The 19,895-nt window shown below is 49.5% G+C and carries 17 protein-coding genes; 3 read left to right on the forward strand and 14 right to left on the reverse strand.

The window, feature by feature from the left end; genetic code table 11:
• Positions 1-22: 22 nt before the first annotated feature.
• From ACTHPM_RS06075 to ACTHPM_RS06115, 9 genes are all read right to left on the reverse strand, one after another.
• On the reverse strand, positions 23-1,300 hold the full coding sequence (locus ACTHPM_RS06075; RefSeq protein WP_440394299.1) for a Gfo/Idh/MocA family protein: 1,278 nt from the start codon (positions 1,298-1,300) through the stop codon (positions 23-25).
• A 32-nt stretch (positions 1,301-1,332) separates the two neighbouring features.
• Positions 1,333-2,958: an extracellular solute-binding protein gene (locus tag ACTHPM_RS06080; protein WP_440394300.1), complete on the reverse strand. Its 1,626-nt coding sequence runs from the start codon at positions 2,956-2,958 to the stop codon at positions 1,333-1,335.
• 47 nt (positions 2,959-3,005) lie between these two features.
• A complete protein-coding gene (locus ACTHPM_RS06085; RefSeq protein WP_440394301.1) occupies positions 3,006-3,890 on the reverse strand; it encodes a carbohydrate ABC transporter permease in 885 nt (294 codons plus the stop codon).
• A 12-nt stretch (positions 3,891-3,902) separates the two neighbouring features.
• A complete protein-coding gene (locus ACTHPM_RS06090) occupies positions 3,903-4,868 on the reverse strand; it encodes an ABC transporter permease (RefSeq protein ID WP_440394302.1) in 966 nt (321 codons plus the stop codon).
• 609 nt (positions 4,869-5,477) lie between these two features.
• Positions 5,478-6,533, reverse strand: a complete 1,056-nt coding sequence (locus ACTHPM_RS06095; RefSeq protein ID WP_440394303.1) for a LacI family DNA-binding transcriptional regulator — start codon at positions 6,531-6,533, stop codon at positions 5,478-5,480.
• A 165-nt stretch (positions 6,534-6,698) separates the two neighbouring features.
• On the reverse strand, positions 6,699-7,418 hold the full coding sequence (locus ACTHPM_RS06100; protein ID WP_440394304.1) for a YebC/PmpR family DNA-binding transcriptional regulator: 720 nt from the start codon (positions 7,416-7,418) through the stop codon (positions 6,699-6,701).
• Positions 7,419-7,604: 186 nt separating this feature from the next.
• Positions 7,605-9,257 (reverse strand): exo-alpha-sialidase, encoded by a 1,653-nt coding sequence (locus ACTHPM_RS06105; protein WP_440394305.1) that lies wholly within the window; start codon positions 9,255-9,257, stop codon positions 7,605-7,607.
• Positions 9,258-9,568: 311 nt separating this feature from the next.
• Entirely contained in the window at positions 9,569-9,877 is a 309-nt protein-coding gene (locus ACTHPM_RS06110) for a hypothetical protein (protein WP_440421473.1), read from the reverse strand.
• Positions 9,878-10,093: 216 nt separating this feature from the next.
• Positions 10,094-11,116, reverse strand: a complete 1,023-nt coding sequence (locus tag ACTHPM_RS06115) for a YsnF/AvaK domain-containing protein (RefSeq protein WP_440394307.1) — start codon at positions 11,114-11,116, stop codon at positions 10,094-10,096.
• Positions 11,117-11,912: 796 nt separating this feature from the next.
• Here ACTHPM_RS06115 and ACTHPM_RS06120 point away from each other — a divergent pair.
• The gene (locus tag ACTHPM_RS06120) at positions 11,913-13,268 is read left to right on the forward strand and encodes a lytic polysaccharide monooxygenase (RefSeq protein ID WP_440394308.1); all 1,356 of its coding nucleotides are present in this window, start codon (positions 11,913-11,915) and stop codon (positions 13,266-13,268) included.
• A gap of 72 nt (positions 13,269-13,340) precedes the next feature.
• On the opposite strand, the gene ACTHPM_RS06125 is transcribed toward ACTHPM_RS06120, so the two are convergent.
• Positions 13,341-13,664, reverse strand: a complete 324-nt coding sequence (locus ACTHPM_RS06125) for a 2Fe-2S iron-sulfur cluster-binding protein (RefSeq protein WP_440394309.1) — start codon at positions 13,662-13,664, stop codon at positions 13,341-13,343.
• 106 nt (positions 13,665-13,770) lie between these two features.
• On the reverse strand, positions 13,771-15,165 hold the full coding sequence (locus tag ACTHPM_RS06130) for an MFS transporter (RefSeq protein WP_440394310.1): 1,395 nt from the start codon (positions 15,163-15,165) through the stop codon (positions 13,771-13,773).
• Between the two features lie 199 nt (positions 15,166-15,364).
• On the opposite strand from ACTHPM_RS06130, the gene ACTHPM_RS06135 reads away from it, so the two are divergent.
• Both ACTHPM_RS06135 and ACTHPM_RS06140 read left to right on the forward strand, forming a co-directional pair.
• Positions 15,365-16,219 (forward strand): SDR family oxidoreductase, encoded by an 855-nt coding sequence (locus ACTHPM_RS06135; RefSeq protein ID WP_440394311.1) that lies wholly within the window; start codon positions 15,365-15,367, stop codon positions 16,217-16,219.
• Positions 16,220-17,092, forward strand: coding sequence for an aminoglycoside 6-adenylyltransferase (locus tag ACTHPM_RS06140; protein ID WP_440394312.1), 873 nt, complete (start codon positions 16,220-16,222; stop codon positions 17,090-17,092).
• Between the two features lie 142 nt (positions 17,093-17,234).
• Here ACTHPM_RS06140 and ACTHPM_RS06145 read toward each other — a convergent pair whose 3' ends face one another.
• From ACTHPM_RS06145 to ACTHPM_RS06155, 3 genes are all read right to left on the reverse strand, one after another.
• Complete coding sequence (locus ACTHPM_RS06145) at positions 17,235-17,561, reverse strand: SCP2 sterol-binding domain-containing protein (RefSeq protein ID WP_440394313.1); 327 nt, start codon at positions 17,559-17,561, stop codon at positions 17,235-17,237.
• A 97-nt stretch (positions 17,562-17,658) separates the two neighbouring features.
• Positions 17,659-18,108, reverse strand: a complete 450-nt coding sequence (locus ACTHPM_RS06150; RefSeq protein WP_440394314.1) for a PaaI family thioesterase — start codon at positions 18,106-18,108, stop codon at positions 17,659-17,661.
• Positions 18,109-18,185: 77 nt separating this feature from the next.
• Positions 18,186-19,880, reverse strand: coding sequence for an AMP-binding protein (locus tag ACTHPM_RS06155; protein ID WP_440394315.1), 1,695 nt, complete (start codon positions 19,878-19,880; stop codon positions 18,186-18,188).
• Positions 19,881-19,895 lie beyond the last annotated feature (15 nt).

Here is a 19,895-nt window from a genome sequence, read left to right on the forward strand (position 1 = left end):
TTAGCATTGCTCAGGACTTAAGTTACGATTCAGATGGAACAGCTCCCGCAGGCGCCAACTGCCGCATATAATCGTTCAATTCAATCGCCTGCCCGCCGCTCAGCCGAGAGGTTTCAGCTGCAAAAGCGATCATGTGGCTGCGTACGGAAGCGGATGCCGAAGTCATGCTCTCCTGGCCGCTATAGCCGCGAACCTGGTTCAGGAAATCACGGACGATGCCGCTGTCCCCGCCGCCGTGTCCGCTGGTCTGAACGGGTATATCGATTGTCGTTTTTTGATGCGTCAAAAAATCATACAACGTAATCTTGTCCTCTTCCCCGCGCAGTTCGCCCTGCGTACCCATGATCTGAATTCTCCGTTCCTGCTCATAGGTAAAGCCGCACATGCTGAACATGGCTGTCGCCCCGCCTTCGAATTCCATATTCACGACCTGATGGTCCACGACATTGTTGTCGCTTCGGAATACGCAGCGTCCATAGTCCGTATCCTGCAAGCCTTGAATGATATTTTGCCTCGTCAGTTCCGGTGTAAAATGGCCTGCCCAGCCCTTGTACTGATCGCTAAGATAGAACCGGGGAGCGGAATAGGCGCATGTCGGCTCGACGGCGCAGTCGAGGCAGCGGTCGCCGGACCCTTCCGGCGCATATTCTTCACGGAAGTATTTCAGCGATCCGAATGAGCTGACCCGGAGGCACGGACGGTCCATGAGCCAAGAGAGCACATCCATGTCATGACAGGATTTGGCCAGAATCATCGGACTCGACGTGTTCGAATTGTTCCAGTTTCCGCGCACGAAGCTGTGAGCGATATGCCAGTAACCCACATTCTCGTTTAATTGGATGGACACGACTTCGCCAATGCGTCCTTCCTGTATGACCTGCTTGATCTTGCTCCAAAACGGCGTGTACCGGAGCACATGACAGATGGTGAGCAAACGGTTTTGTTCCCGTGCCATGCGTTCCATATCGATGCATTCTGCAGGAGACGGCGACATCGGCTTTTCCAGCATCACATGGTAATTCTGCTTCAAGGCCTGCATCGTAGGCTCATAATGCATTTGATCCTGCGTGCAAATCATCGCAATCTCGGCAAGCCGCGGCTCCTGAAGCAGCTGCTCCCAGGATGTGAAGCATCGTTCGGGCGGAATGCCGTGGTCTGCGGCGAATCGTTCCCGGCGGATCGGATCAGCTTCCGCGACGGCAACGAACGTCAATTCATGCGGGTAATCCAGCGCGTAGCGGGCATAGCCTTTCGCGCCCCTGGCTCCCGCTCCGACTAATACGGCTGTCATAGGTTTCATCGTTATTTCCTGCCTCTCTGTAGGTGTTCTGATCAATCTGCCTTGGTATAGCGCTCCGCTGCAGACTCATAAATCGCGACATAGCGGTCCATACCCATTTTTTGTAAAGCAGCCACATATTTGTCCCAATTATCAAACGATTCGTTGCCGGTGATGAATTTATCCTTCATTTCAAGTACATAGGCATCGATGTCCGTCTGGATTGTAGTCAATTCGCTTTGCTCATCCTGCGTGAAGTTGAACGGCGGCCAGATGTCTTCCTGCTTCAAGGCATAGGGCTCGGCCTTTTTCGCATTTTCGACCGAAGTCGGCATGCCTTCCGCGCCTTTGAAGTATTTTTGTTTCACGAAGCCCGGATAGTATCCGCCCAGCCATACCAGATACTGTCCAACCGCCTGGTCGAGCGTGAGGCCGTTCGGGTTGTTTTTGATCTCCTCGACATAGTCCACATTGCCGTCCGCATCTTCCACATAGGTCTCGTCCTTCCAGCCCATGAAGAACAGCTTGATGCCTTCGTCGCTGTAGAAGTAGTCCATCCAGCGCATCATCGCCTCCGGATTTTTCGCCTTGTCCGTCAGCACGAACATGCCGATGTTGCCGAGCGGGGAGCCGAAGGCATTGTAGCTCTGATCGCCGTGCGGTCCTTTGAGTACATTCAGCCCCACGTAGCCCTTTTGATTATAAATCGCGACCGGATCCACGCTATCCGAGATGCCGAGCAGACCCTCCATGCCCTTGGCATCCACCTCGGTGCTTTTCACCGATACAATATCCTGCTCCAGCAGACCATCTTTGTACAGCTTGTTGACGAATTGAAGTAGTTCCTTGTATCGGGGATCAGCGGGAATGAAGCGCACCTTGCCGGTTTCCGGGTCCGTATCCACATTGACGTTCGACGTGCCATGTGTGTTCAGCCCGAATGAACCTCGAAGATAATTGACGATGCCGGCTGTTCCAATCCCGCCCCAGCCAATTTCATCCTTTTGGCCATTGCCGTTCGGGTCATTGTTCTTGAAAGCCTTCAGCAGGTTATAAAAATCATCCAGCGTTTCCGGCTGCTTGAGCCCCAGCTTATCCAGCCATTCCTGCTTCACCCATGGCGTACCGTACAGAACCGATTTAAACTCAGGATCATAGATCGTCGGCAGGCCGTAAATGTTGCCGTCCGGCATCGTGATGCCTTTGGCGATGATCGGATACTTTTCCATAAGAGCCTTGAAGTTGGGAGCATACTTGTCAATCAAATCGTTCAGAGGAATGAAAGCACCCTGTTTGCCGTACTTGAGCAAATCGGATCTGGAGAAGGCAGATGCATAAAACAGCTCCGGATAATCGTTGCCAGCGAGCAGCAAATTGCGTTTTTCCTTCAAGGCATCCGTCTGTACCGTATCCCACTGGACGTGAATATTGGTCTTTTTCTCGTAGTCGTTCCAAATCCGGATGTTGTTCCAATCCGCATTCGCGAAAAACTTGGCAGCAAAGGCATTCACCGTCATTTTCTCGTTTACGATCGGAAACCCGGTTTCGTTGATCTGCGCCTCATCGGCCGCTTTGGCCTTGCCGTCTCCCGAGTCTGCCGACTTACCGGAGCTGCATCCCGCCAGAATGGAAACCGAAACGAGGCAGGACAGCAGCATCTTTCCCCTTTTGCTGTTCATCATTTTCATTCCTCCCTTTTGTAAATCCTCATTTATCCATTCAAGGTCTACCCTTTGATGGCTCCAATCATGACGCCTTTCACGAAATACCGCTGCAGGAACGGGTACAGGATGAGCACCGGAATATTGGCCACGACCAGCACGGCGTATTTGATTCCCTCCACCTCGCGCTGCTGCTTGATTGCCGATTCGGTCGACATTTTGACCATATCGCTCGTCTGCCCCTGAATAAGGATTTCTCGCAGAATCAGTTGGAGCGGGAATTTGTTTTTATCAGACAGATACAGAAGGGCATTGAAGAAGGCGTTCCAGTGACTCACGGCATAAAAGAGAATCATAACCGCGATAATCGGCATCGACAGCGGCAAAATAATGCGGCTTAAAATCTGGATGTTGGTGCATCCGTCGATCGTAGCCGCCTCCTGCAGCTCATAGGGAATGGACTGCTGGAAAAACGTCCGCATGATTATGATGTTGTAGATCGATACCGCGTTAGGAATGATCATGACCCAAAAGTTGTTCAGCATGCCGAGGTCCTTGATCAGCAAATAGGTCGGAATCAGTCCGCCTCCGAAGAACATCGTGAAGACGAATATCGCCATAATGGCGTTGCGACCCACGAAATCTTTTCGAGACAGCGGGTAAGCGCCCAGGATCGTCATCACCAGATTGATCAGCGTACCGATGGACGTGTAGAGCAGCGTGTTGGAGTAACCTGTCAGGATGTCATGATTCTGAAATATTTTTGCATAGGAGTTCAGGTTCACGCCCTTGGGCCACAGCAGCATCTCGCCGCGCAGCACGGTCTGCGGATCGCTAAAGGAGGCGCTGAGTACGAACACGAGCGGGTACAGCACAATAAGGGTAATCACACTTAGCACAACATAGATCATGACATTGAATACGCGGTCTCCACGGGATTCCAATAGCATAAGGCTTCCTCCTTACCATAGACTCGTTTCACTCATGCGTTTCGAGACCCAGTTCACGGTGATCAAGAGAATGAAGTTAATGACCGAATTGAATAATCCGATGGCTGCGGAGAAGCTGTATTCGGCTCCCTGAATCCCTGCCCGGTAGACGTATGTCGCGATGATATCCGAGGTTTCCATGTTCAGGTTGTTCTGCATCAGGAGCACCTTCTCGAAGCCGATGCCCATGATGCTGCCGATATTCAGAATAAGCAGGATGATGATGGTCGGCCGAATGCCCGGCAGGTTGATATGCCAAATCCGACGAATTCTGCCCGCTCCGTCCACTCTTGCTGCCTCATGCTGCTGATGGTCAATGCCCGCAAGCGCCGCCAGATAAATAATCGAGCTCCAGCCCATCGTCTGCCATACGTCAGAGAAAACATACAACGATTTGAACCACGCCGGCTCCGCCATGAAATTGATCGGATGGCCGCCGAACATCGTAATAAGGTGATTCGCGATACCGTAACGAGGCGACAAAAATATCATCATCATGCCGACCACGACGACCGTGGATAGAAAATGCGGCGCGTACGTAACGGTTTGCACGAATTTTTTGAACTTGGCCGATTTGGCTTCATTCATGAGCAGTGCCAGGATAATTGGAATCGGAAAGCCTAATGCCAGGCTGTATAGACCGAGTCCCAACGTATTTTTGATCAGCCTCCAGAAAAAATAGCTGTGAAAGAAACGTTCGAAATGCTCTGTACCTACCCATGGGCTGCCGTTTATGCCTTTGGTAGCGATGAAATCCTTAAAAGCAATCTGAATCCCGTACATGGGCACATAATGGAAAAGAACATAGTAAGCGACAACCGGAAAAATGAGCAGATACAGCTGCCAGTTGCGCGTAATGCGGCTCCATTTCAATTTTCTGGAGTCTAGTTTGGCTTCCGGAGCCGTTCGGGCTAGCGCTGAAACCTTGATATTGGACACCAGGATCCCCTCCTTGTTTCGAGCAGAGCATGTGAGCATCGTCAATCATGCAGATCAGTGAATATCGTCGCTCTCGTTCTTTAACGGATCACTCCCTTCACGGAATAAAGGATGATATGGCCAAAGTTCGTAACCAAATTTATGTAAAGATAATTAACAAACAAATCGAAATACAAAAATCATTCTTTTGGCGAATATCGCCGTTATTTTTGGAATAATATTTGGATAGGGTTGAAGTGATAGACTTACATTGAGGAAGAAAATGTATTGGGATGATAGGCTGCAGATAGAGTTCGTCTAATTACATATTCAATATGATCAACTGTGTAAGCGCAATCATTTAGTGAACTAAAATAGAGGACAATTCAGAAATCCAGCGCCAAAAAATTTGGATTTAGCGCCAAGTAATGAATTTTTATCATCATAATATAGAATAATTTGGATTGTCAAACATTATTTTTGGCATAGTTTGGTATCCAACTCTATAAACCAGATGAAATTACAGCAAAAAAACCTGACACCAAATTGGCTGCCAGGCATTATAAAGTAGCTATATTAAAGAGATGTGTGAGTAAACATTACATAATCATCGCACTGGATTTCCCGTCTTCAGAGGGGCTGCCTTTTTTCCGGACGCTCATAATCCGACGATTCCCGGATGATCAATTCATAAGGAAGCAGAATTTTGGGGAGCGCAGGATAGTCTCCATTCAGATAATCTATCATGAATTGTGCGGCCACTTTGCCGATTTCGTATTTGGGAACATGGACGGAAGTTAATGGGGGATTCGTGTACTGTGCAAACGAAATATCATCCATTCCGACAAACGCAATATCCTGTGGAATACGGGCTTTCTGTTCGACGACCGCTCGCATGGCGGGAATCGCCAGCATGTCGCTTGCACACAGAATGGCCGTTGGCCACTCTTCCTTGGGACGATTGCCGAGAAGTTCGGTAAGCCTGCTATAGCTGAGGTTGACATTCCAGCCGGTGTTGATAATCCACTCATCCGGCAGAGGCAGATCCGCTTCCAGCATGGCGAATTTATATCCGACAAAGCGTTCATCGTTGTCCATTTTTCTCGAATAGGCTGGTCCCCCGATAAAACCAATCCGGCGGTGCCCCCGTTCAATCAAATGACGAACAGCGGCCCTGGCGGAGAAGATCCGATCGCAGTCCACCACAGGTACGGTAAGCCGGTCATCGTTCAGGCTGACACCCAGAACCGCAATTTTCTCTTTCTCAAGCAGCTCGATTAGCTCCGGATCGTACCAGCTGATGACCACGATGCCCTTAACCCCGGTCTCCCTGATAAGGTTCTTGATCCGATCGGCATCACTGACTTCATCCGACGTACGTACGATTGCAGGAGGGTGACCCAGCTCGTCCATCCGGTCATGAAACCCGGCCAATACTTCGGTAAAATACGGGTGGTTCTCGATCAACTGCTGCGGAACAACAATAGCGATATGTTTAGGAGTACCGCTGACGGGAGAACTTGGATGAGACTCCTCCTGAATCCGGTACCCGAGCTCTCGTGCCGCATCCCTTATTTTCCGCTTGGTCTCTTCGTTCACCGGCCGGTTCATGTCATTGCTGATTGCGCGGGAAACGGTCGATATGGATACGCCAACCCGCTCGGCAATGTCCTTCAGCTTCGCCATGGCTTACCCTCTCCTCTCTCTTTTGGTTTGTTTGGCGCCAAAAACTATTCTCCGCATGATCATATCATATTTTGTATAAATCTGACATGTGAATTGGTGAACAGACAAAAAAAGAAAGCCGCAAATGCGGCTTTCCTTGACCTTCTTATTAACAAACGAAATCAACTACTCTTCGAATTCGACGTTATGATACACTTGCTGAACGTCTTCCAAGTCTTCCAGCGTATCAATCAGTTTCTCGAACTGTGCCTGGGCATCCTCAGGAATCGTAACATAATTTTGCGCAAGCATCGTCAGCTCCGCAACGGTAAATTCGGTTACGCCTGCTGCTTTGAAGGCATCCTGAACCGCCTGAAATTGGTCCGGCTCGGCATAAACGATCACGGCCTCGTCCTCTTCCACGATGTCACGCACGTCAACGTCCGCTTCCATCATCAGCTCAAGCACTTCGTCGGCCGTTTTGCCTTCGATGCCGATGACCGCCGTTTGGTCGAACATGTAAGCGACGGAGCCGCTGACTCCCAGGTTACCTCCATTTTTGCTGAACGTGGAACGTACTTCGGAAGCCGTCCGGTTCACGTTGTTCGTCAGCGCATCGACGATGACCATCGAGCCGTTTGGCCCGAAGCCTTCGTAACGAAGCTCGTCGTACACTTCATCGGAGTTGCCTCTCGCTTTTTCCAATGCGCGGTCGATAATCGCTTTCGGCACATTGTAGGTTTTGGCGCGTTCCAGAACCACCTTCAGTGCACGGTTGGATTCCGGATCAGGCTCGCCTTGCTTGGCAACCACATAGATTTCGCGGCCAAATTTGGCATATATGCGACTTGTATTTGCATCTTTCGAAGCTTTCTTTTCCTTGATATTATTCCATTTACGACCCATATTTTCCGCTCTCTTTCGCTATTGATTCGATACCTCGGTCTTATAAATACACTGGTATATTATAGCTCGAAACAAGCGGATGGACAAGTTTCTGCCGCCGCATGTCGTCATTTGGCGTTTTTTGAGCGCTGGATAGGCAGCAAAAGCCGCCCTGCATTTTTTGCAAAGCGGCTTTTGGACTGATGCTTATGGAGCCTCTACCCAAGCTTTATTAAAGATGGCAAGAGAGATTTTTTGGGATGCCGGTTTTTCATAGAATACATAAATGGTTTTATTCGAGCTTACACCGATATCCGAGTAACCATTGGAACCTGCATAAATTTCCTTGGATTTGTACCAGGTAGCGCCATCGTCGTTGCTCATACGGATCGTCATATGATTACGGTAGGTAGGATCAGCTGCGTTCGTGAACAATATCGTCGAGTCATCGTAGCGCTGGATGCTGGCCTGGCACACCGGGTCGACCAGAACCTGGTCGGAATGAGGCGTACTCCAAGTCCCGGTAACGCCGCTCGAAGTCGATACCGCGCGGTAATCACTTCCCGGATTTCGCATATTTGCCATCAGGCTGCCATCCGAGAGCTGGACCATCATGTTTTCGTGGATTTTCGTGAACCCGGACGGGTTCGGCACTTTGGTACCCGCCTGCCACGTCAGACCGCCGTCATTGCTGTAAATCGTAGCTACGGTGCTGTTCGTCCAGTTCGGTGTCGTAAAATAGATCGGCACCATCAGCGTTCCGTCCTTCAGCTGAATGCCGTGTCCAGGTCCCATGCCGGCTCCGGACAAATTGGCAAAGTAATTCGGGTTGGCAGGATCCTTGTATGCGTTCAGCACGCTGGTAATGTCCCTTGCCGCATCCCATGTGATGCCGTTATCATGGCTGGTACGGATGAAGAACTGACAGTTGCCCCACTTCCAGCGGCTCCACAGCAGATGGACAGTACTTCCGGTATTCTCCGCGAGCAGCATCGGATTCATTTCCGCAAAGCCCTGTGACTTGCCCGGCGCCAGAATCACGTTGTCCGAGAAGGTCTTGCCGCCGTCCGTACTGCGTCTGAGCACAAGATCTGTTGGCGTTTGATCGCCGCCGGAACGGCCCTCAACAACGGTCAGAACCGTGCCGTCGGCCATGACCGCGATGCTGGGAATCCGGTACTGGGCGTAGCCTTTTCCATCGGCGATATCAAATAATACGGTATCTTGAAACATGCTGCTGATTTGCTTGATTTGAGCATCCGTGAGCGGACTCGAATACAGCTTTACGAAATCCAGCTCACCTTTATAGAACCACTGACTGCCGCCGTTATCGACGTTTTTGCCGACCCACATCCCTTTGAGATTCGTTACATTCGTGAAAAAAGCGGTCGATGGCGATGACACCTTCTCATACCCGTCAACATAAATTTTGGTCCCTGTACTACTCACATTGAGAACTGCCGTATGCCAGTTCCCGTCGTTATAGGTACCTGCGGCACTGATGCGGGTTGCATACGCATTATTTTCCCTGTTCTCGAAGTACACTGTCCCGTTATTCATCGTAAACGAAATATTGCTGGACGGATCCGATGTATCGGAAGCGCTTAGGAAGGTTTTGGCCTGCGCCGTGCTGGTCGTTTTGAATTTAACGGCTACCGAACCTTGGCTTAAGCCGGAAACCGTGCCCAGATCAGCGGTTTTATCAACAAATTCGCTCGTCCCGTTAAAAGAACGGTTCAGCGTGTAATCCAGCACCAGACCATCCGAGAGAGATGCTTTGGCTGTTTGTGCCAAACCGACAATACTGCTTGCCAACAGACTGACACCTAACACGATACGCAATATATGACCAGATTTCATTGGGGGCAGGACTCCTCTACATAATTTATTGGGCCATAAAGCTTTCGAATATAACAGGATCTCCTTTCTTTTCAAATTTTAAAAAAGCGCTTTCAAAACGTAATATAAGCTACTTTATACGATCATTAAATACCTCTTTTTTTACCTTTAAGGTCGTATTTTTACCTTATCGCAAACAAATGATCATCCATAGCACAAAAAAGGGTCTGCGATTGATCGCAAGGCCCCTGCGTGATGATCTGGTCAAACGAGTCATATGGGATGTTTCCTTATCTGGCAGTTAGAGTTAAAAAGCGTGGTCTGGCGATATATTATTCCTCATTCATTTTCTCTGACAAGTGATACTTTCCATCCATTTGAATGACGAGCTTATCAAGAGTTTCATTCATCTTTAATTTATAAATTTTACTGTCCTTGTTGGCACGATTCGATTCTCCATTTTCTTCAGGCATTCCTGCAATCTGATCCGTTATGATTCCAACCTCTTCTCCCGCTTGGGATGGGTCGATTGATGAACTTTCTATCAAATAAATAGCATCATTCCATTTATAACTGGCTGGATAATCGTCCAATGACATAGAACTGTTGCACGATATCAGTATTAGAGCAACCATCAGCATCAAAAGAAAAAGCAGATAGTGAATGTATCTCCTCAACTTCGATCATCTCCTTAAAATCTTCTGAGGTCCCACAAATGCTTTGATAACTTTCCAGCTCTGTATTTTATTACTATTATGTACATCTAGCTTAATGCATGGGATTATATACAGCAAAACGGACAGCCGAAGCTGTCCGTTCATTTATGCTTATTCTTGATCCTGTATCAGACAATCTATTTATAGGTTCTTGTCACCCTTAATGGTGGCATTTCCGGTTTGCTCCAGATGAGCCTCTTCCTTTTTCAGGGTATCACGAACTTCTTCGGTATCTTGAACCTGACGCTTATGAATTTCCACTTCACCAGTCACCACAGGACGTTTGTTGACTTCCACCTGCTCTTCCTTCACGGGAATGCGGATGGTTTCATCGTGGCCGATGGGTTCGCCTGTCGACTGATCCTGAACGGCTTTTTTCTCGATCACCACTTCTTCACGGTTTACCGGAACATTAATGGTCTGTTCATGCTCGACCACTTCCTTGCGGAGATTCACTTCACCGGTCGTTTGCTGTCTTTTCGAAATGTCCAGCTGCTCCTCACGAAGTCGCATCGTACGCTCTTGATCCGTCTCATTGTTCAATGTATCCACCGGGCGATCCATCGTAGCGATTTCCTGGTAGAAAGCAGGCTCTCTCGTATCTGTCGTTTTTTCCATGTCGATGGAGTCGCGCTTCAATTGAGAATCGGCATCGACGTTCGTATCGTTGTAATATTTGGCGTTCAGGGAATTGTGATTCCGGAAAATGGTATACACGCGATTTTCCTGCGTATCATCCGCGTCCACCATAACGAGGATGCGTCCGCTCTTCACGTCAGAGTCGTATTCTTTGGCCTGATCCTCCGGAATTCCGAGACCAACAAGTCCGCCGACAAGACCGCCGGTACCCGCTCCCACTGCAGCTCCTGTAAGGGTCGCAGCAATAGGACCAGCCGCTACGATCGGGCCGATGCCCGGAATCGCCAGCGCACCCAAGCCTGCCAGCAGTCCGGCGACGCCTCCAAGTACCCCTCCGGTAGCAGCACCAGCCGCTACGCCTTCAGGTGCTTTCGTTCCGGTTTCATCATGTATAGCATTCATGTCAGCCTTATTTTTTCCGATAACCGATATATCGTCTGCACGATAACCAATGTCCTTTAAGTTTTGAATCGCATCCGTCGCATCTTGTTCTGAAGCAAAAACACCAACTATTTTTTGAGTCATGTTCGTTACCTCCTAAGTTGTATTGGATTCAAATGATATTTAACCCCCTCTGTGAAGTTTAAACTCATGAATGAGCTGCACTTAGAAAATATTGTTAAACAGATGTTCAATTTATATTAGAGGCAAAAAAGATGGATTATATCTGATTTCTATTGCCGCTAATGAGACTTCACGTCAAAAATCTTTCAATAATTTTGGATGTTTTTACAATTTACTATCCAAAGCACCCTGGGTTATTTTTTAGCTTTATCGATGCGTCTATTGGTGTTTTTTATTTACATAATTATTTTTATGTATACTTTGTGCCAAACTACCTATTTCATTTTTTCAGGACTGATTAAACAAGTTTTAAAAACGTTTTTTTAGAAGTCGAAATCGACTGCTTCCATAAACTTCTTCGCTTCATCTCATGAAATCATCCATAAGTATAGGAAATCGTTGATTAATATAATTGTGGATCGCCATGGAATACGTTATTTTTATAATATCAATACTAATTATTACTATTTATAGATGATTCTGTGTTATTTTAAGTAACGTTCTCCGAATCCCCATCCTCCTAAACATGCAAGAAAAGTTATTGTTACCGCTCTGAATGTAAGCGCTTTTACAAACAAATATATAAGCTCTTCATAGAGTTTATATAAATGAACATCCTTGAGAATTTGCGAGATGTATTCCTCAACCGCTGGGTTCCAAGTCCGGGCAGATTGTTCACAAAGGAGGTGTTGCGGTCGGTCTTTCGGAAGCGATTCTCTCTTGGTAAACATCTTATAAAAATGGAGGAGATTAAAGTATGACAGCACTTCGTTTACCGAATCAGCGCCTGATGAAATGGGTAATTACCGGTGGTATTCTTATGTTTATGATGGCTCTAATGCTGCTCATCGCGGATCGCGCTTCTGCACACGGTTATGTACAATCGCCTGGAAGCCGCGCCTATCTGTGCAAGACGGGGGTCAACACCAACTGCGGTAACATCCAGTATGAGCCTCAAAGTCTTGAAGCCAAAAAAGGATTTCCTGCCGCAGGCCCCGAGGACGGTAAAATTGCCAGCGCGAACGGCGCTTTTCCAACCATGGACGAACAGTCATCCACACGGTGGACGAAAGTCAGCATGTCCCCTGGCACCAACACCTTCACTTGGAATCTGACTGCAAGACATTCCACAACAAGCTGGAAATATTACATCACCAAGCAAAACTGGAATCCGAATGCACCTCTCACTCGCGACTCATTCGATCTGACTCCATTCTGTTCCGTGAACTACACGGGTCAGCCGCCTGCAACCTATTCGGACACCTGCACCGTTCCTAGCAGAACAGGCTACCAAGTCATTCTTGCGGTATGGGAAATCGCGGATACGGCCAATGCTTTCTATAATGTGATTGACGTTGATTTCGGAGGCGGCAGCGGTACGCCTGCAGATACGGCAGCTCCTTCTGCTCCATCGGGTCTTGTGGCTTCCAATGTCTCCGCTAACAGCGCATCGCTCTCTTGGGGCGCTTCCAGCGACAATGTTGGCGTAACTGGATACAAGGTATACAACGGCTCCACCTTGGTCGCAACGACTGGCGGTTCCGCACTCAGCTATAATGTCACAGGTCTTACAGCGAGCACTTCTTATACCTTTACGGTGAAGGCCGTTGATGCAGCCGGTAACATTTCCGCAGCGAGCAATGCAGCCACATTCACCACATCCTCCCTTCCCCCTGTGGATACAACAGCTCCTTCTGCTCCAGCCGGGCTTCAGGTCAGCGGTACGCCCACCTCAACATCAATTTCTCTCATATGGAACGCAGCGACTGACAATGTAGGCGTAACCGGCTACCGCGTATACAAAGGAACAGCGCTGGCAGGTACCGTTGCCGGAACGACGCTGAATTACACCGCTACGGGCTTAACTGCCAATACATCCTATACGTTTACTGTCCGTGCCATCGATGCAGCGGGCAATGAATTCGCAAACAGCAACGCAGTAACTGCGACCACAGCTCAAGCTTCGACAGCAGCACCATGGGCGCCAAACGTCACTTACACAACAGGCACCCTTGTTTCTTATAACGGAGCAACATATGAATGCCGGCAGCCTCATACGTCGCTGCTCGGATGGGAACCACCGAATGTTCCCGCGCTCTGGCAGCTGAAATAACGATAATAAAAAGCGGCATGCCTTCTCTTCTTAAGAGATCGCCTGCCGCTCTTTGGTTTGGATGGAAACGTATTATTCCTCTGCTCTTTTGCCCGCATCCATTCCAGTCTCGGATACGGTCATGACCGGCTTGACCGTTAGATCACTATGTACACGAATCTGACAGGATAAGCGCACGTTTGGTTCAGTAATTCCTTTTTTCTCAAGAATTTCAGATTCCGCTGCTCCCATAGGTCCTGCATCGCCTTCGAGAATCTCTACGCGGCAAGTCGTGCATCTTGCGTTGCCTCCGCAGCGGTGCAAAATATCCACGCCGTTATCTTCAAGCGCAAGCACCAATTTCTTTCCCTCTTCCATCTCGATCGGTCCGCGGCCTTCCACAACGATTGTTGGCATTCTTATTCCTCCTCTGATGTATTCTTCATTTGTTTATAGCTGATCTTATCAACTACTCATTATTACCCGTCCCCGCAAAAAGTTCAAGCTTGGGCACTGTTCCTTTTCAGGAAGAAGTTGAAATGCCTGAACGCTGCGGCTTCTCCTTCGGAAGATAACGTCCGGATATTGCTACCGCAAGGCAAAGCAGGCAGCAAATGCCAAACAGCACCCGAAGCGGCATTCCGAAGCTTTCGCCCGCTTGCGGCTGGCTGCTCATCGTTCCCACCAGCAAGGTTGCAAGCCCGATACCGATAATTTGTCCGAGATAGCGAACCAAAGCCAGCAGACTGCCGGCCAGGCTGCTCTTCTCGGCAGGCGCAGAACTCATGACTTCGGCGTTGTTGGTTGCGTGGAACAGCCCCGTCCCGATACCAAACACGGCGAGATGCAAGCCTATGCTCCAGGCCGAAATGGATGGCATGAACATGACGAACAGCATGGATGCCGCACATAGTACGGCCCCGGCGTTGATGGGGAAATTCCCGCCGTATTTGTCCCTGAACCAGCCTGCGAACGGAGCCACGATGCCCATGACTAGCGGCTGCAGGATCAGCATTGCTCCCGTCCACCAAGCGGAGAATCCCAGCTCGCTCTGCAGATAGAAGGTAACCGGAATCAGTGTTGCCGTCTGTGCGAGGTTGATGATTAACGATGAGGTATTCCCCAGCCATACTTTCCGGTGGCTGAACAGCTCGCGGTCAATGATGCCGTAATCGATTCTTTGGGCTTGAACGATGAGCAGGCACAGCAGCAGAATGCCGCTTCCTCCTTCCAGCCATACCTTCCATGAATGTGATCCGTCCTTAACCGCCTCGGCAGCCAGCATCAGCAGGCACACGCCCGCTCCGAGCAGGATGGTGCCCAGATAATCAAAAGGACTTTTGGCTGCAGCCTGCCCGCTGCGCGGAAACCACCGGAAACCGAGCCAACAGGCCGCAAGAGAAATCGGCACGTTAATCCAGAAGAGCCACGTCCAGTCAACGACCTCCAGCAGCAAGCCGCCGAGCGCCGGGCCCGACAACGTCCCAACCGAGATGACAATGGCGTTATAGCCAAGCGCCCTTCCGCGCTCATGGTCCGGAAAAGCATGCCTGACCATGGCCTGGCTATTGGCCATAATCATAGTCGCTCCAATCCCCTGCAGACAGCGCGAGAGCAGCAGTAGCATGAAACTGTGGGAAAGGGCGATACATAATGAGCCAATCCCGAATATGAAAAATCCGTAGCTGTACACCTTTCTGCGTTCCATTCGGTCTGACATTTTACCCATGAAAGGCAGCAGGATGACCATGGTCAGCAGGTACACCGTGGCCACCCACTGAATTTGGGCAAGCGATACCGAAAATTGGCTCGCCATTACCGGCAGAGAGACGTTCACGATTCCGACGTCGAGCGTAGAAATCAGCGTCCCCATGTTAACGACCTGCAGAATTCCCCATTTGTTGCGAAGACCGGACAATCGTAACCATCCTTTCCTGTTATTCCTTTTTGAATTTATTGTACTGAACCCGGTACGGCTTGAAAAGAATTCAATTCAACGATTATTTGGCACTGCGCTATACACTGGTTTTAAATTTCAGTATAGTTAACTTAAGGTGCATTCTGCTTTATCAGTCATGATTTCCAGTCCAAATCAAGGAATCAAGGAGGCAGCTGCTATGGAGCCATTTTCAGAACATTTGCTGAAGGATAAAGTCGTATTGATTACGGGGGGTGCTACCGGGCTCGGACGCGCCATGGGGGAGAAATTTTTGAAGCTCGGGGCCAAGCTGGCGATAACCGGACGCCGGGAACACGTGCTGAAGCAAACCAGCGAAGAGCTACATGCAAACGGTTACAGCGTATTCTATAAATGCTGCGACGTCCGTGATCCCGCTCAGATCAGTGAACTCGCGGATGCCGTTTATGAACATTACGGAACCATAGATGTCCTTGTGAACAACGCGGCAGGTAACTTCATAAGCCCAACCGAAAGATTATCTCCCCGTGCCGTTGATGCCGTGCTTAACATTGTGCTGCATGGCACCTTCTATGCAACCCTGGAAATAGGAAAGCGCTGGATCGAGCAGAACCGGCCGGGAACCATGCTGAACATCGTGACCACCTACGCATCGAGCGGTTCCGGTTATGTCGTGCCCTCCGCAGCCGCGAAAGCCGGCGTTCTCGCCCTCACGCGCTCGCTGGCTGTCGAATGGGCGCAATACGGCATTCGTCAGGTAGCCATAGCACCGGGGCCTTTTCCAACGGAGGGCGCTTGGTCACGCTTGTCCCCTACCCCCGATCTGGAGGAGAAAATGATGGATCGCATCCCGCTCAAGCGTGTCGGGGATAAGGAGGAACTCGCCAATCTTGCGGCTTTCCTGATTTCGGAATATGCAGCCTATATCAATGGTGAAGTCATCACAATCGATGGCGGGGAATGGCTCCAGGGAGCAGGACAATTCAACGATCTTCGTCAAGTGACGGATGAACAATGGGATGTTCTGGCCCAACTGACCCGGAAAGGAAAATGAATGAGAACAGAACAAGAAATGATGGACTTGATTTTGAATGTCGCTAATCAAGATGAACGCATACGGGCCGTGGCGATGAATGGATCGCGTACGAACCCGAATGCGCCGATCGATCCTTTTCAGGATTACGACATCGTGTATCTGGTGTCGGAAATGGATTCCTTCTTGCAGGATCCCGACTGGGTGGATGTGTTCGGCGAACGAATCATCATGCAGACGCCGGAAAACATGTCCCTCTTTCCGCCTTCACTTGGCGGCCGCTTTACGTATTTGATGCTGTTTGCGGATGGCAACCGGATCGATCTCATGCTCGTTCCGATCAGCGAGAAGGACGCCTATTGCCAAGAAGATCAACTGACCGTTATTTTGCTCGACAAGGATCATGTGATGCCCGAGGTAGCGCCTCCTTCCGATGCGGATTATTGGGTGAAACGTCCTTCAGCCGCATATTATGCCGACTGCTGCAATGAATTTTGGTGGGTATCCACCTATGTTGCCAAGGGATTATGGCGCAGCGAAATTCTGTATGCCATGGACCATCTGAATAAGGTCATGCGACCGATGCTGATTCAAATGCTCGAATGGCAGGTTGGAACTCAGACTGATTTTTCGGTAAGCGCGGGCAAGAACGGCAAGTACCTCCAAAATTACATGTCGGAGCAAAGCTGGGAGGCCCTACTTTTCACGTTTCCGGGTGGTAATTATGATGAAGTATGGAGAGCCTTGTTCACGATCTGCGACTTATTCCGCAGCACCTCCCGTTTCGTAGCCGACCACTTCGGTTTCGAATATCCGAGACAGGAAGATGAGCGGGTATCGGCCTATTTGAAGCATGTAAGCTCCCTCCCTGCCGAGGCAAAGGAGATTTATTGATATTTTTTGAAATCTATTGAATAAATATTTATAGCGTTTATATTTAATGAGATTAATCATTAATCCGACAAAGTACACCGAAAAGCCCGAATTCTCGACCTTTCATGAGAAATCAGGCTTTTTCTTATTTCACATGATGAATTTATCCGGCATATTGCTTCAAGGTTTCCTGCAGCTTCAGAGCAAGACCGATCTTGCCTTCCACCTTAAGCGCCCCTGTCATAAAGGCCATCGTCGTATTGAGGTCGTCTTCGAGCAATTTGCGGAAGTTTTTCTCGGATAAGATCAACGTGCAATCGGCCTGGCTATCTGCTCCCATAGAGACAGCCACCTTGGCATGGTCGAAGGTAACCTGATACGTGCCGCTGTCGCCTAGATTAAACTGGTAAACGGCATGCAGGGATTCGATCGCCTTCGGATTAGCGTTCATCCGGTCCGCGAGCTGTTGGAGCTCTTTGGTAATGGACATACATTCCCTCCTTTTCGTGTTACAACTTCATTTTTATGTGCTCTTCCGATATGCACCTAACAAGCGAAAAGATAACGTCCAATCCACCATATCTGACTCATTCATTGTCTTTAGGTGCCGGAATCGGTTTATCAAGCACTCGGAAGGTGCCCGTGCCGAATGCCAGCAGATCGCCATTTTCTTTGCGTGCATAGGCCTGGGCTGTAATCAGCTTGCGGGAGCTGTGTATCAGTTCAGCCGTGACCAGCACCCTTCCCTCCGTCGTCGGAGCGACATAATTCATATTCAGTCCTACCGTAACGACGCTGGCTTCAGGCCTTGCTAGCATGACGATAATCCCCATCGCTGAATCGATGACGGAGGCATGCATGCCTCCGTGGAGAATACCGATCAGATTCAAGTGATGCGGCAGGATGTCGAAAGCGACGACCACCTGCTTCTCATTGATATCTACCGTTTCACAGCCGATAAATTCCCAGAAGGTATTCTTGGCTGCCCGCTCCAGACGCTCCAGATCGGGAATATTACCGCCGGATGCGTGTTCCATCGGTTAAGCCTCCTTTGTTGAAAGCATGCAAAAAAAGTGGATGAGTCCCATGTCAAATTTCATGTGCACGCATGGTTTTAAAGATCGACCTTCGACTGATTGACCAGCTTTTCATTCTCTTCCTCAATCAGCTTGCGGCGCAGCACTTTTCCGACAAGCGTTTTTGGCAAGGAATCGCGGAACTCGTAAATCTTCGGTACCTTATAGACAGCGAGCCGTTCCTTGCACCAGCTCTTTAGTTCTTGATCCGTCAGGTTCGAGCCTTTGCGCAGGATAATGTAAGCCTTTACATTTTCGCCGCGGTATGGATCGTTGATCCCGGCTACAACCGCTTCCTCCACATCCGGATGCTCGAACAATACCTCTTCCACCTCACGCGGATAAATATTGTAGCCTCCTGCAATAATGAGATCTTTGCGCCGGTCGAGAATGTAGAAGAAGCCTTCGTTGTCCATCCGGGCCAAGTCGCCCGTATACAGCCATCCGTCGCGAAGCGTCCGCTCCGTATCTTCGGGCCTGTTCCAATAGCCTTTCATGACTTGTGGGCCCTTCACGACCAGCTCGCCAATTTCGCCAAGCGGCATCTCTTCCCCCGTCTCAGGATGAACGACGCGAGCGATAGTATCCGGGAACGGTATGCCGATCGAACCGGTCTTACGCTTCTCCCAAATGTTATTGGCATGGGTTACGGGCGAGGCTTCCGTCAAGCCGTATCCTTCGATCAGCTTGCCCCCTGTGATCTTCTCGAAGCGTTCCTGTACCTCGAGCGGCAAAGGAGCTGCGCCGCTGATACAAATCTGGATGGAGGATAAATCAAAGTTTCCGACCTCCGGATGATGAATGACGGCAATATACATCGTCGGAGCCCCCGGGAAAACCGTTGGCTTTTTCTTGTGGATCGTTTTTAATACGTCATCGATTTGGAAACGCGGAATCAATAGCAGCGTACCTGCAATATACATCGCTTGGTTGAGCAGCACCGTCAGCCCAAAGACGTGGAAGAAAGGCAGTGCTGCGAGATACACTTCCTTGGCCACCTGTGACCGGTAGAACCAAAGCTGCGCCTGAATGGTATTGGATACCAGGTTCATGTGCGTCAGCATGACCCCTTTAGCAAATCCGGTCGTTCCTCCCGTGTACTGGATCAAGGCCAAATCGTTTTCAGCATCGACCGGAACCTCGCAAGGCGTTTCGCTGGAGTTTCTAAGAAAATGAACAAATGACAGGACGTGATCATCATATTCGACCGTTGCAGCCATGCCGTCCTTCTTGGCTTTGATCGGATACAGTACATTTTTCGGAAAGGGAAGATAATCCTTTAACGAAGTGACGATCACACGGTCCATCGGGTGATGCTCCATCGCTTTTTGCACCCGGGCGACCAATGCATCCAGAGTTACGATGATTTTCGCTCCCGAGTCTGTCAGCTGGTGCTGGATTTCGCGCGGAACGTACAGCGGATTCGTCATGACCGCTACACCGCCGACAAGGAGTGTGCCATAGTAGGCAATCACTCCTTGAGGGCAGTTCGGCAGCATGACGGCAATCCGGTCCCCTTTGCGAACGCCCAGCTGATTCAGGGCATTCGCAAAACGGTAGACGTCTTTAAGCAGGCTTGCATAAGATATTTTCTTCCCCAGAAAATCGAGCGCGATATGCTGAGGATATAAAGTCGCTGAATCGATGAGAAACCGTGCCAGATTTTGCTTCGGATAATCGTAACTGTGCGGGACCTCTTCCGGATATTGATCTAACCATGGATTACTCGTCATCCAGGCCACCCCATC

This window comes from Paenibacillus sp. SAFN-054 (assembly GCF_051966755.1).
Lineage (GTDB): Bacteria > Bacillota > Bacilli > Paenibacillales > Paenibacillaceae > Paenibacillus_AQ.